General features: G+C 70.4%; 13 protein-coding genes. 5 read left to right on the top strand and 8 right to left on the bottom strand.

What is annotated here, in order from left to right; translation table 11 throughout:
• Positions 1–6 precede the first annotated feature (6 nt).
• The 3 genes from AB0P41_RS24505 to AB0P41_RS24515 are packed head-to-tail and all read right to left on the bottom strand — an operon-like array spanning position 7 to position 3,408.
• A complete protein-coding gene (locus tag AB0P41_RS24505) occupies positions 7–753 on the bottom strand; it encodes a succinate dehydrogenase/fumarate reductase iron-sulfur subunit (RefSeq protein ID WP_365934175.1) in 747 nt (248 codons plus the stop codon).
• Complete coding sequence (locus AB0P41_RS24510; RefSeq protein ID WP_356711209.1) at positions 750–2,699, bottom strand: fumarate reductase/succinate dehydrogenase flavoprotein subunit; 1,950 nt, start codon at positions 2,697–2,699, stop codon at positions 750–752. Before AB0P41_RS24510 ends, AB0P41_RS24505 begins: the two co-directional genes overlap by 4 nt.
• Position 2,700: 1 nt before the next feature.
• Positions 2,701–3,408 carry a succinate dehydrogenase gene (locus AB0P41_RS24515; protein ID WP_356711211.1) on the bottom strand — a complete coding sequence of 236 codons (708 nt, stop codon included), beginning with the start codon at positions 3,406–3,408 and terminating at the stop codon, positions 2,701–2,703.
• A gap of 95 nt (positions 3,409–3,503) precedes the next feature.
• On the opposite strand from AB0P41_RS24515, the gene AB0P41_RS24520 reads away from it, so the two are divergent.
• On the top strand, positions 3,504–4,436 hold the full coding sequence (locus AB0P41_RS24520; protein WP_365934177.1) for a LysR substrate-binding domain-containing protein: 933 nt from the start codon (positions 3,504–3,506) through the stop codon (positions 4,434–4,436).
• An 11-nt stretch (positions 4,437–4,447) separates the two neighbouring features.
• On the opposite strand, the gene AB0P41_RS24525 is transcribed toward AB0P41_RS24520, so the two are convergent.
• The 3 genes from AB0P41_RS24525 to AB0P41_RS24535 are packed head-to-tail and all read right to left on the bottom strand — an operon-like array spanning position 4,448 to position 8,313.
• The gene (locus AB0P41_RS24525) at positions 4,448–6,622 is read right to left on the bottom strand and encodes an EAL domain-containing protein (RefSeq protein ID WP_365934178.1); all 2,175 of its coding nucleotides are present in this window, start codon (positions 6,620–6,622) and stop codon (positions 4,448–4,450) included.
• The gene (locus tag AB0P41_RS24530) at positions 6,619–7,437 is read right to left on the bottom strand and encodes an SAM-dependent methyltransferase (RefSeq protein ID WP_356711219.1); all 819 of its coding nucleotides are present in this window, start codon (positions 7,435–7,437) and stop codon (positions 6,619–6,621) included. Before AB0P41_RS24530 ends, AB0P41_RS24525 begins: the two co-directional genes overlap by 4 nt.
• A 45-nt stretch (positions 7,438–7,482) precedes the next feature.
• Positions 7,483–8,313: a hypothetical protein gene (locus AB0P41_RS24535; protein WP_365934181.1), complete on the bottom strand. Its 831-nt coding sequence runs from the start codon at positions 8,311–8,313 to the stop codon at positions 7,483–7,485.
• Positions 8,314–8,341: 28 nt separating this feature from the next.
• Here AB0P41_RS24535 and AB0P41_RS24540 point away from each other — a divergent pair, with 28 nt between their 5' ends.
• The 3 genes from AB0P41_RS24540 (at position 8,342) to AB0P41_RS24550 (ending at position 10,395) form a co-directional block, all read left to right on the top strand.
• Entirely contained in the window at positions 8,342–8,872 is a 531-nt protein-coding gene (locus tag AB0P41_RS24540) for a hypothetical protein (protein WP_365934183.1), read from the top strand.
• A gap of 16 nt (positions 8,873–8,888) precedes the next feature.
• Entirely contained in the window at positions 8,889–9,656 is a 768-nt protein-coding gene (locus AB0P41_RS24545; protein WP_356711226.1) for a hypothetical protein, read from the top strand.
• Between the two features lie 184 nt (positions 9,657–9,840).
• Positions 9,841–10,395, top strand: a complete 555-nt coding sequence (locus AB0P41_RS24550) for a hypothetical protein (RefSeq protein WP_356711227.1) — start codon at positions 9,841–9,843, stop codon at positions 10,393–10,395.
• A gap of 92 nt (positions 10,396–10,487) precedes the next feature.
• On the opposite strand, the gene AB0P41_RS24555 is transcribed toward AB0P41_RS24550, so the two are convergent.
• The gene (locus AB0P41_RS24555) at positions 10,488–11,123 is read right to left on the bottom strand and encodes a hypothetical protein (RefSeq protein WP_356711229.1); all 636 of its coding nucleotides are present in this window, start codon (positions 11,121–11,123) and stop codon (positions 10,488–10,490) included.
• A 320-nt stretch (positions 11,124–11,443) separates the two neighbouring features.
• Between AB0P41_RS24555 and AB0P41_RS24560 the strand changes: the two genes are divergently transcribed.
• Entirely contained in the window at positions 11,444–12,106 is a 663-nt protein-coding gene (locus AB0P41_RS24560; protein WP_365934185.1) for a class F sortase, read from the top strand.
• Between the two features lie 29 nt (positions 12,107–12,135).
• Here the strand turns inward: AB0P41_RS24560 and AB0P41_RS24565 are convergent, their stop codons facing one another.
• A complete protein-coding gene (locus AB0P41_RS24565; RefSeq protein ID WP_356711233.1) occupies positions 12,136–12,981 on the bottom strand; it encodes a polysaccharide deacetylase family protein in 846 nt (281 codons plus the stop codon).
• Positions 12,982–13,005: the final 24 nt, after the last annotated feature.

Below are 13,005 nucleotides of genomic sequence, written 5' to 3' on the forward strand. Positions count from 1 at the left end.
ACAGGATCAGCGGCGCACCTTGCGGTTGGCGCGCAGCCACTCCTTGTTCATCGCGGTGATCGACGGCAGCGGGATGCCCTTGGGGCAGGCCGTCGCGCACTCGCCGGTGAGGGTGCATCCGCCGAAGCCCTCGTCGTCCATGGCGGCGACCATGTCGAGCACCCGGGTCTCCCGCTCGGGCGCGCCCTGCGGGAGCACGTTGAGGTGGTTGACCTTGGCGGAGTTGAAGAGCATCGCCGAGCCGTTCGGGCAGGCCGCGACGCAGGCGCCGCAGCCGATGCACTCGGCGTGCTCGAAGGCCGAGTCGGCGTCCGGCTTGGGCACGGGGGTGGCGTGCGCGTCGGGCGCCGTGCCGGTGGGCGCGGAGATGTATCCGCCGGCCTGGATGATCCGGTCGAAGGACGAGCGGTCGACGACGAGGTCCTTGACGACGGGGAAGGCCGAGGCCCGCCACGGTTCGATGTCGATCGTGTCGCCGTCGTCGAAGGACCGCATGTGGAGCTGACAGGTGGTGGTCCGCTCCGGGCCGTGGGCGTCGCCGTTGATGACGAGGCTGCACGCGCCGCAGATGCCTTCGCGGCAGTCGTGGTCGAAGGCGACGGGCTCGTCCCCGCCGAGGATGAGCTCCTCGTTGAGGGTGTCGAGCATCTCCAGGAACGACATGTCCTGCGAGATGCCGTCGACTTCGTAGGTGGCCATGGCACCGGGCGCCTCGGCGTTCTGCTGGCGCCAGACGCGCAGGGTGAGCTTCATGCGTAGCTCCGCTGGGTGGGGTGGACGTACTCGAAGACGAGGTCTTCCTTGTGCAGGACTGGTGCGTCGCCGTTGGCGCCGAACTCCCAGGCCGCGGCGTAGGAGAACTCCTCGTCCCGGCGGGCGGCTTCGCCGTCCGGGGTCTGTGACTCCTCGCGGAAGTGACCGCCGCAGGATTCGGCGCGGTGCAGGGCGTCGAGGCACATGAGCTCGGCGAGCTCCAGGTAGTCGACGACGCGGTTGGCCTTCTCCAGCGACTGGTTGAACTGTTCGCCGGTGCCGGGCACCTTGATGCGGCGCCAGAACTCCTCGCGGATCTGCGGGATCCGGTCGAGGGCCTTGCGCAGCCCTTCCTCGGTGCGGGCCATCCCGCAGAACTCCCACATGAGTTCGCCGATCTCGCGGTGGAAGGAGTCCGGGGTGCGGTCCCCGTCGACGGCGAGGAGGAGGTTGAGCCGGTCCTCGGTCTCGGCGACGGCCTCGGTGACGGCCGGGTGGCCGGCGTCGATCTCCTCGGTGTGCGGGTTTCGGGCCAGGTAGTCGTTGATGGTCGACGGCAGCACGAAGTAGCCGTCGGCGAGGCCCTGCATCAGCGCGGATGCGCCGAGGCGGTTGGCACCGTGGTCGGAAAAGTTGGCCTCACCGATGGCGAAGAGACCGGGGACCGTGGTCTGGAGGTCGTAGTCGACCCAGAGGCCGCCCATCGTGTAGTGGACGGCGGGGTAGATGCGCATCGGCGTCTCGTACGGATTCTCCGCGGTGATCCGTGCGTACATGTCGAAGAGGTTGCCGTACTTCTCCTCCACCTTCTTCCGGCCCATGCGGGCGATGGCCTCGGCGAAGTCGAGGTAGACGCCCTGGCCGCCGGGGCCGACTCCGCGGCCCTCGTCGCAGACGTTCTTCGCGGCACGGGAGGCGATGTCACGGGGCACGAGGTTGCCGAAGGCGGGGTAGATCCGCTCCAGGTAGTAGTCCCGCTCGTCCTCGGGGATCCGGTTCGCGGGACGGTCGTCGCCCTTCGCCTTCGGGACCCAGATGCGTCCGTCGTTGCGCAGCGACTCGCTCATCAGCGTCAGCTTCGACTGGTGGTCGCCGGTGCGCGGGATGCAGGTGGGGTGGATCTGGGTGAAGCAGGGGTTCGCGAAATAGGCGCCGCGCCGGTGGGCGCGCCAGATCGCGGTGGCGTTGCTGTTCATGGCGTTGGTGGACAGGTAGAAGACGTTGCCGTAGCCACCGCTCGCCAGGACCACCGCGTCGGCGAAGTACGTGTCGATCCGCCCTGTGACGAGGTCGCGCGCCACGATGCCGCGGGCCTTGCCGTCGACGACGATCAGGTCGAGCATCTCGGTGCGGGAGTGCAGTTCGACGTTGCCTGCGGCGATCTGCCGGGAGAGCGCCTGGTACGCGCCGAGGAGAAGCTGCTGCCCCGTCTGCCCGCGGGCGTAGAAGGTACGGGAGACCTGGACCCCGCCGAAGGAGCGGTTGTCGAGGAGGCCGCCGTACTCGCGGGCGAAGGGGACGCCCTGGGCGACGCACTGGTCGATGATCTCGACCGAGATCTCGGCCAGGCGGTGGACGTTGGACTCGCGGGCGCGGAAGTCGCCGCCCTTGACGGTGTCGTAGAACAGCCGGTGCACCGAGTCGCCGTCGTTGCGGTAGTTCTTGGCCGCGTTGATCCCGCCCTGGGCGGCGACGGAGTGGGCACGCCGGGGCGAGTCCTGGAAGCAGAACTGGACGACGTGGTAGCCCTGTTCGGCGAGCGTGGCACCGGCCGATCCGCCCGCCAGACCGGTGCCGACGACGATGACGGTGTGCTTGCGGCGGTTGGCCGGGTTGACGAGCTTCGCCTCGAAGCGGCGGGTGTTCCAGCGCTCGGCGACGGGTCCCCGGGGCGCCTTGGCATCGACGACGGGGTCGCCTGTGCGGTAGTTCGTGTAGTCGCTCATGTCAGCTCACCACTCCGGTCATCACGGCGACGGGCACGGAGACGAAGCCGGCCGTCAGCACCACTGCGAGGAGATTGGCGAGGGTCTTGCAGACGCGGTCCCGGGTCGCGCTGCCCACGCCGAGGGTCTGCGCCGCACTCCAGAACCCGTGCTGGACGTGCAGGCCCAGCGCGAGCACGGCGACGATGTAGACGACGTTGCCGTACCAGGTCGAGAAGGTGTCGAGCACGTTCTGGTAGGGGTGCCCGGCCTGGAATCCGCCGGTGTGCACGGTGCCGGTCGTGAGGTCCAGGATGTGCCAGACGATGAACAGCCCGAGGATGACGCCGCCGTAGCGCATGGTGCGCGTCGCGTAGCTCGAACGCGCCTTCTTGTGGACGTACGCCGTCGGGCGCGCCCTGAGGTCACGGCGGCTCAGCTGGTAGGCGGAGACGGCGTGCAGGACGACGGCCACGACGAGCACCACCCGGATGATCCACAACGCCCACTCGTAGTGCAGGAAGGGCTCGCCGAGGGTCCGGAGCCAGTGCGCGTAGTGATTGAACTCGCCGGATCCGAAGAATATCTTCAGGTTGCCCAGCATGTGGACCACCAGATAACCGAGCATGATCAGGCCGCTCACAGCCATGATCACCTTCTTGCCGACGGACGAGTCCCAGAGCGTACGCGTCATGGACGGCCGTCGGTCCGTCCGCGTTGCCAATGCCATGGACACGACGCTAGAGCCGAGAGCCATCATCAGTCCAAGACATGAAATGACTCATGTCCATAGGCACAGGCTATGAAGTCCGTATCGTCGGCCGCATGCACTTCCAGCAGCTCGCCTACTTCGTGGCCGTGGCCGAGGCCCGGCACTTCACCCGGGCCGCCGAGGAGGTGCACGTGTCACAGCCCTCCCTCTCGCAGCAGATCAAGGCCCTGGAGAACGAGCTGGGCGCCGAGCTCTTCAGCCGCGCGCGCGGCAACATCGCGCTGACCGACGCGGGCGAGGCGCTGCTGCCGCTCGCCCGCAGGATCCTGGCGGACGCGGACACCGCGCGGCACGAGGTGCAGGAGCTCGTACAGCTGCGCCGGGGGCGGATCAGGCTCGGCGCCACCCCGAGTGTCTGCACGGGCCTGCTGCCCGACGTGCTGCGCGCCTTCCACGGCGCACACCCGGGGATCCAGCTCCTGATCGAGGAGGGCGGCTCCCACGACCTCGTGCGGCAGCTCGCCCGGGGCGTCCTGGACCTCGCGCTGCTCGTGCTGCCCCTGCCGGCGGGCTCGCCCGCGCTCACGACGGTGGAGCTGCTGCACGAGGACCTGGTGGTGGTGTCACCGGCGTCCCGGCCCGCACCCGGGCGGAAGGGGGCCGTGCACATCGCCGATCTCGAGAACGAGCCGCTGGTGATGTTCCGGCACGGCTACGACCTCCGGGAGCTGACCGTCGCCGCGTGCCGGGCGGAGGGCTTCGAGCCCTCGTTCACGGTGGAGGGCGGCGAGATGGACGCCGTACTCGGCTTCGTACGGGCGGGGCTCGGGATCGCCGTCGTGCCCCGCATGGTCGCCGTGCGGGCCGGCCAGGACCTCCGCACGACTCCGCTGGCCTCGCCCGGACTGCGGCGCACGATCGCACTGGCACACCGCAGCGACGTCGAACCTCCGCGTGCGGCACGGGAGCTCCAGCGGATGCTCCTGGGGGCGGGGCCGCCCGCCGCGTCCCCGGCCGCCGGCCGGCCTGGCCCGGGCGGCGGCTGAGGACGGAACCGTCAGACCGCGTCCGCCAGCAGCAGCGCGTGGATCCGGTCCGGGGCGCCGGGGCGCGCGTAGTACCAGCCCTGGGCGGTGTCGCAGCCGAGCTGTCGCAGCTGCTCGGCCTGGGCGCCGGTCTCGACACCCTCGACGGTGACCGCGAGGTCCAGGCTGTGGGCGAGCGAGACGATCCCCTCGACGATCTTCAGATCGACCGGGTCGGCCGGATGGTGCTGCATGCCCTGCGTGAAGGAACGATCCAGCTTCAGGATGCTCACCGGCAGCCGGCGCAGGTTCGCCAGGTTCGAGTAGCCGGTGCCGAAGTCGTCCAGCGCGATGTCGACGCCCATCTCGGCCAACTGGCGCAGCGGCTTGAGCAGATCGTCGTCCGCGCCGATCAGCGCGGACTCGGTGACCTCCAGACAGAGGGCGCCGGGCTCCAGACCGGAGCGCTCCAGCACGTCGACGGTCTCGGCGACCAGCCTCGGGTGGTGCAGCTGGGCCGGCGAGAGGTTGACGTTGATCCGCAGGGGCCCGCCGTCGGTGTGACGCTCCTGCCAGAAGTTCGCCTGCCGGACGGACTCCTCCAGGACCCAGCGGCCGAGCGGCACGATCAGTCCGGTGTGCTCCGCGAGCGGGATGAACCGGTCCGGACCGAGCACCCCGTGCTGCGGATGGCACCAGCGCACCAGCGCCTCGGCTCCGTGCACGCTGCCGTCCCCGAGGTGCACCAGCGGCTGGTACTCGATGAAGAACTCGCCCCGGTCCAGCGCCGCGGGCAGCGCCGTGGTCAGCCCGTGGCGGGTGATGGCGCGGGCGTCGGCGTCGGCGTCGGCGAGTGCGAAGCGGTTCCCGCCCGCAGCCTTGGCCCGGTACATGGTGATGTCGGCGCTGCGGAGCACCTCGGCGGCGGTGCGTTCACCCGACGGCCCTTCGACGATGCCGATGGATCCCCGTACGGTCAGCTCCCGGCCGTCGAGACGGATGGGCGTGGCGAGCGCGGAGAGGATGCGTCCGGCCAGCTCGTGGACCTCGTCCTGGGTGCGCGGACCGGTCGTGAGGGCCACGAACTCGTCGCCGCCGAGCCGCGCGACCATCTCGCCGGGGGCGGTCGCACAGCTCTGGAGCCGGTCGGCGACCTCGACCAGGAGCCGGTCCCCCGCCGCGTGGCCCAGGCTGTCGTTGATCGCCTTGAAGCCGTCCAGGTCCAGATAGCAGAGCCCGAAGCGCATGCCTTCCCTGGGCGCGAGGGCCTTCTCCAGGCGCTCGAAGAACAGCGTCCGGTTCGGCAGGCCGGTGAGTGCGTCGTGGGTGGCCTCGTAGCGCAGCCGCAGATTGAGCAGCCGGCGCTCGGTGGTGTCCTCCAGAAGGGCCAGCTGGTACTCCGGCCGCCCTTCCGCGTCCCGGAGCAGCGACACGGTGAGGTTGGTCCACAGGACGGTTCCGTCGTTGCGGTAGTACGGCTTCTCGACGCTGTAGTGCTCGCGCTCCCCACGCACCAGCTCGTCGTAGTACTTCCAGACGTACGGCGAGTCCTCGGGGTGCACCCACTCGTTCACCTTGTGGCTGCGGACGTGGTGCTCCAGGCCGCCGAACATCTTGGTGAGGGTGTCGTTGATCTCCAGGATGTTCCCGTCGAGGTCGGCGATGCCGATCCCGACAGCGGCGTCCTTGAACACGGCGCGGAAGCGCGCCTCGGTGGCGTGCAGCGCCTGTTCGGCGTCCGAGCGCGCGGTGAGCGCCGAGCGGGCGATCGCCTCCTGCTCGGCGAGTGTCCGCTCGCGGAGCGCCTGGGTGAAACCGCCGGCCAGCGCGTGCTGGATCCGCGCGCACCGGGCCCGGCTCTCCTCGGTCGACAGCTCCACCGGCCCGTTGCCCCCGCAGTACAGGACCAGGTAGGAGTCGACGACGCCGAGGGTTGAGCTCAGGGCGTCCGGGTCCGTGCAGTGGGCGGCGACCAGGGAGGCTCCGACGCCGTGCGCGGGTGCCGCGTCGAAGACCCGGGTGTGCAGGATCTCGCTCAGCTCCCGGGCGAGCGGCAGAAGGTGTTCCTCGAACTCGGGGCGGGACATGGATGTGGCTGTGGACGGGAAGATCGCCCGGCTCCAGATGGTGGCGAATCTCCGGAGCCGGCCCTCGGGACCGTCGGGTTCCGCGTCGGGTGTGCCCGACGACTGGGCGGGAATGCTCACGCCTTGCGCCCGACTCCGCCGAAGCCCGAGTAGGCGAACGGGTCTTCGTGCGCGAGTGTCTCCGGGGACTCGGGACGCCACTCGGGCATGGGGACGAGCCCGGGCTCGACCATCTCGTACCCCTCGAAGAACCGGCTGATCTCCGCGCGCGAACGCATGATCAGCGGATTGCGGATGGTGCGGTAGACACCGACCGCCCCGCCCGCCTCCTCCTCGGTGAGCGGGATCCCCTCGTACGCCGCGTGGGTCAGGACCAGCAGGCTGCCGGGGGCCAGCGCGTCACGCAGCTCCGCGACCGCCGCACGGGGATCGTCGGAGTCCTCGAGGAAGTGGAGCACCGCCACCAGGAGCAGCGCCACCGGCTTGTCGAAGTCGAGGAGGCCGTTGATCTGCGGGTCCGCCAGGATCTCCTGGGGCTTGCGCAGATCCGCGGCGGCGATGACGGCCCGGTCGGTGCCCTTGAGCACCGCCTGGCTGTGTGCGACCGCGACCGGGTCGTGGTCGACATAGGCGATACGGGCCTCGGGGTCGGCGGCCTGGGCGACTTCATGCACATTGCCGAAGGTCGGTATACCGGACCCTATGTCCAGAAACTGGTTGACGCCTGAATCAGTGGCGTAGTGCACGGCGCGCCGCATAAAGGCACGATTGGCCTGCATGACCTTGGGCAGCCCCGGCATGAACTCCATGGCCTTCCTGGCCGCTTCCCTGTCCACCTCGAAATTGTGCGAACCGCCCAGATAGAAGTCGTACATGCGAGACACGCTCGGCACCGAGATGTCTATGCCTTGCGGTGCCCAGGCGGGACGCTCCATCGATGTCTCCAACAAGTCGCCACGGCGATCCGGCCATGTTCATGGTCAGTGTTGACCAGAGGCTACTGATCGACCGCCAGGAGAGCGAGTGGAAACGGGAATTAGAGATCCGTTATTGGTCACACACCGGAGGCATGTGCGGCAACCCGTCGCTGCGTGTGCGCATTCGGCGACGGACCGGCACCACGGAGGATCTTCCGGGCATTGTCCGGGGGCTCCGACCAGCCTCGCGTCGGACGAGACCGCGTACCATGTGCCCCCGGCACCTTGGCCGTTGGCGTATCCCGGCCGCGTGTCGCCGGAGAAGGCGCAGAGGGGCCAGCAGTCGAGCGACTGCTTTTCGACGCCGTCCGGCCGGTCGAAGGTGACGAATCCCTTCGTGGTGACTCCATCGACGCCATTCCTCTCCATGGGAGGGACGGCCGGCCACTTCTTCGGACAGCCGCCCGCGCAATTCGCCCTGGGCGGTTCGGCGGTGTCCCTGTCGAAGCGGTAGAGCGTGAAGCCCTCGCTGTCGGTCAGCAGCTTGCTGTCCGGCACGGCGAGTCGCCCGGCGCCCCTCACCGTCCCGCCCGCTGCCGTGCCCGACGTGGCCGGCGCCCGATCCGTTGCCGCCGTCCGCCGTGAGCGCACGCCCTCGTCAGCGCCAGGAGGGCCGCCGCCGTCACCGCGAGCGAGGGGTTCCGCCACGTATTCATGTCGACTCCCGTTGCCCTCCGCCTTCCGGGTGCGCGAGTCCGCGTCTTCCGTGGCCCCTGGTACGGGCGGCTGGTGCTCCCGTGTTCGACGGAACTCCGGACGAGTTACCGGCGGGCGCAAACGCGAATCGCCGAATATCCCTCCATCAGGCGAATAGCCACCGTCCTCCGCGTGCACGGCGGCTCAGAGGAACATGCTCCCCGGCGTGTACGGATCACGCATATGGCGGCTGACGGCCGCGACCCTGCTCCTGCTGCTCGCCGTCCCGCTGCCGGCGGCCGGTGACGACTGCGCCGTCGCCTCCATCGGGCAGGGGGAGGGCAGCTCGTCCGTCGCCGTGGCGGGCGAGGGACGGTGCGGAGCGGTCATCGCCGAGCCGGAGCCGGAGCCCGAACCAGCGCCGCCACCACCACCTCCGCCACCACCACCTCCGCCGCCTCCGCCACCACCACCTCCACCCCCTCCACCGCCGCCCCCGCCCCCGCCTCCCACGCCGCCGCCTCCCCCCGCGCCCGCACCCGCGCCGCCTCAACCGGAACCCGAACCGGAACCCGCCCCGCCGCGCGCCACGGTGCGCCCCACACCGCCACCTCCCGCGCCCGTCGCGCTGCCCACCTACAAGAAGCCGCCCCGCAAGACACCCCGGACCGGGCCGTCCATGGTCTCGCTCACCCTTCTCATCACTGCGCCCGCCGTCTTCGCCGTGGCCGTACTCCGGCCCCGCTCGTCCCGCTGAACCGAAGAAGGAACCCATGTCGGAATGGCTTGTTCTGACCATCGCGATGGCATCGGCATGCGCCGTCGTACTGACCATCGCCGTCCTGAGCAACCGGCGCCTCGCCGAGGACGACGACCCGTCCGAGACTCCCGACGTCATCGAGTACATGACGATGATGATCGGCGTGGTGTACGCGATCGTGCTCGGCCTGGCCATCGCGGGCGTCTGGGAGGGCCGCAGCGCGGCGCAGGAGTCGGTACGCCTGGAGGCGCAGGCACTGCACGAGGTGAGCGCCCGGTCCGCGGTCTACCCGGTCGAGGTCCGCGACCGCATCCGGGCCGACGTGGACGCGTACGTGGCTCACGTCGTCGACGTCGAGTGGAAGTCGATGACGGACCACGCGAGTCTCACCGAGGAGGGCACCAGGCTTCTCGACCGGGTACGGGCCGACGTGACGGAGTACAAGCCGCGGACGGACCACGAAGGGCAGGCGTACCAGCCGCTGGTGGACCAGGTGGCCGCCGTCGACGACGCGCGGGGGGCACGGGGGCAGAACGCGGGCGCGACCATGCCGGGCGTCGTCTGGTTCGGCCTGATCACCGGGGCCGTGGTGACGGTCGGACTGATCTTCACGCTCCAGATCCGCAGAACCTTCCGTGAACTGCTCCTGGCGGGCCTCTTCAGCGTCCTGATCGCCTTCCTGCTCTTCCTCATCTGGGACTTCGACGCCCCCTTCGGCCGGGGCATCTCGGCGACCACAGCCCCGTTCGTCGATCTGTTCCCGCACGCCACGGGGGGATAGGAGCGCGCACCCGGCGGCCTTGCCCTCGGCCTGAGGGCCGGTCGGGGGACAAGGCTGCCCCATTCGCCTGACACCGATCGCGGGTGGTATGCGGCACTTCTACCGTTTCGGTCATCGAGGTGCATTTCTCATGCCTCGCGGATATCCGTTCCGCGGCTGCTCCTCGGGACCCGGAGGATTCACCATGCGCGCGATACGTGTCGCACCCGTCGCCCTGCTGGGCGCCGCCGCCTGCTTTCTGACGGCACCGGCCGCATCGGCCGATGTGCCCAACGGCGGCACGTCCACGTCGTTCACGCCGACCATCACTCCGTCGACGGTCGCGCCGGGAGGCCGGGTGACGCTCGGCGCCATGGGGTGCACCAGCGATGCGACCGCGTTCTCGGGCGTGTTCGACACGGTCACCATCCCGAGGGGGCGGTCGGCCACGGCCACGGTCGACTGGGACGCCAGGCGGGGCGCGGCCTACGAGGTGACCTTCCGCTGCGGCACCACCACGAGGTCCGCCAATCTGACGATCACGAGCGGTGCCACCAGTTCCCCCACGACCAGCCCCACCACGGCCCCCACGACCAGCTCCACCGCCTCCGCCTCTCCGAGCGGCGTGCTGGGCGGGCTCGGCGGCAGCGTCGACACGATGGACCCCGCGGAGATCGCCGCGGGGTCCGCACTGGTGGCGGCCGCTTCCGCCGGCGCCTTCCTCGTCCTGCGCAAGCGGCGCCCCGCCCGCCGGCACTGAGAACTCGCATACAGGCACACGACAGTCGCCCCGGGTCCTGGTCCAGGACTCGGGGCGACGGGCGTATCGGGCCGGGCGGGAGGTTCGACGCGTCAGATCGCCGCATTGCTCATCCGCCGACGGACGACGAAGACGGCTCCGCCGACGGCTGCCGCCGCGACCAGGCCGCCACCCACCTGCATCTCGACGGAGCTGGGGCCCATCGAGCCGCCGAGGCCACCCTGCGCGCCCCGCGAGTGCAGCACGGTGAAGCGGGCCGTCGCGACCTGGTCGCCGTTACCGCCCTGGCCACCATTGCCGCCCTGGCCGCCGTTACCGCCCTGGCCGCGCTCGTCCCCGTTCCCGCCCTGGCCGCCGTTGCCTCCGTTGTCGCCGTTGCCTCCGTTGCCACCGAAGTTGTTGTTGCTGTCGTTGCACCTCACGGACAGGCTGTACTGACCAGGCGTCGCGTTGTGCCGGATGTGCGCCGTGGCGTAGCCGACGCGGCCCGGCGAGAGGTTCACCGTCGGGAAGGCGTTCGACCACACCTTGCCGCCGGAGCGGCCGCAGCCCTCCGCGCTGACCTGCATCGTGGCGCCCTGGTGGACCCTGGACGGGTCGACGGTGACATTGGTCGGGAAGTTGCTCGGGTTGCTGCCCGGGCCGCCACCGGCGGCGGCCAGCGGGGCAGCGAGCCCGACCGCCGCGAATGCGGTCGCGGTCACCGCGAGAGTGCGTGGAGCACGCATCTTTGAACCTCCAGCGGGAAGCGCCCCGGAGTCTTGGTCTCCGGGAGTTGGCGAGAACGCGTCCCATGACGAACCCTCACCAGAGACCTCGGGTGTCGCACTTCGGCACTGCTCCACCCCGGTGAGCCGACACGCCGGGGGCCGGACCCAGGACCTGACGGAGCCGCAGGTCACGGACCGTCAGAATTTTTATCCGCTCATTACTCCGAAGAGCAGACACCGATGACGGCGCCCGGTCGGCCGCCACCCGTTCGCCCTTCCCTGATCGCCGCCCCGCACACCCGCGCCTAGCGTGACGGTGTCGCGACGAAGGGAGAACCATGGGCCGGGACCAGTGGGGCGCCGGGCGGAGCAGACGCACACCGTGGGGCGCCATCGCCCTGGTGATGCTCACCGGGCTCGCTCTCATGCGCAACGGCGTGGAGACGTCCCCCGGGCCGCCGCAGCCCGCCGCCGCGGCCTCGGTGGCCGGCCCCCGGGACACCACGGTGTCCGCCCCTGCCGACGGCGGGTCCGTGCAGCCGCTCGCGTACGCCCCCGCCGAGCGCATCCAGATCCCGTCGATCGAGGTCGACGCACCGGTGGTCGATGTGAACCTGGACCCGGCCGGCTGGATCGAGGCGCCGCCCGCACAGGACCCGAACCTCGCCGGCTGGTACCAGAACGGCATCGCGCCGGGTCAGCGCGGGACCTCCGTGATGGTCGGCCACGTCGACAACCTCGCAGGCCCGGCGGTGTTCTACGGGCTCGGATCCCTCGGCAAGGGCCAGCAGATCGAGGTGTCCCGCTACGACAACCGGGTCGCGGTGTTCGAGATCTACGGTGTCGAGGTCTTCTCCAAGAACGACTTCCCCGGCCCCCGGGTGTACGGCGACACCGGCTACGCCGAGCTCCGGGTCATCACCTGCGGCGGGGGCTACTCGAAGGCCGACGGCTACGACGGGAACGTGGTGGTCTTCGCCCGGCTGGTCGAGACGCGGTAGCCGGGCGGGGCGCCCGGCGCCCACCACCGTCAGTCGCGGTGCGGGACGGTGGGGCGGTACCCCCTCTCGATGAGCGCTGGCAGGTATCTGCGGAGGGCGGCCACGCTCTGCGACCGGTTTCCGCCCGCGTCGTGCGACAGCACCACGACACCGGGTGCCGCGCCCTTCTTGACCCGGCGGACGATGGCGTCGGTGCCCGGCGTGGTCCAGTCCAGCGTGTCGACGGTCCAGGCCATCGGCTCCATGCCCATCGCGGCGCCGATCTCGAAGGAATTGCGGTTCCAGGCGCCGTACGGGGCCCGGTACCAGAGCGGCGGGGCACCCAGGGTCTTCTCGATCACTTCGCTGGTGCTGCCCAGTTCGTCGCGGATCGCGCCCCGGGAGAGCTTCGGGATGAGGGGGTGCGACCAGGAGTGGTTGCCGACGACATGCCCGTCGTCGCCCATCTCCCGGAGCAGGTCGCGGTTGTCGGCGGCCATCTCGCCGCAGACGAAGAACATGGCCCGGACTTCGTATCTTCGCAGCGTCGCCAGGATGTCCGGGGTGTACCGGGGGTCGGGGCCGTCGTCGAAGCTGAGCACCATGGCGTCGCCACCCAGCTCGGGCAGTTCCTCGAAGGGGCGGGTGCGGACGGGCGGCGAGGCCGGCCGGAAGCGGGGCGGCGTGGTCGAGGTCATGGGCCGCAGCCGGTAGGCGCCCGGGGCTGTCCGGGCCCCCGCCGGAGGCCCTGCGGCAGGGGCCGGCGGTTCTCCGCCGGGGCGCGCGGGTGTACCGGCCGGATCCGCCGCGACGGTGTGCACGGCGATGGCTGCCCCGAGCGTGAGAGCCAGGCGGAGGAAGGTACGCCGTTCCGCTGGAATCTGATCATGCTTCATGACCAACTGCTCGCACGGAGTGAC

Source organism: Streptomyces sp. NPDC079167 (assembly GCF_040686735.1).
Taxonomy (GTDB): Bacteria; Actinomycetota; Actinomycetes; order Streptomycetales; family Streptomycetaceae; genus Streptomyces.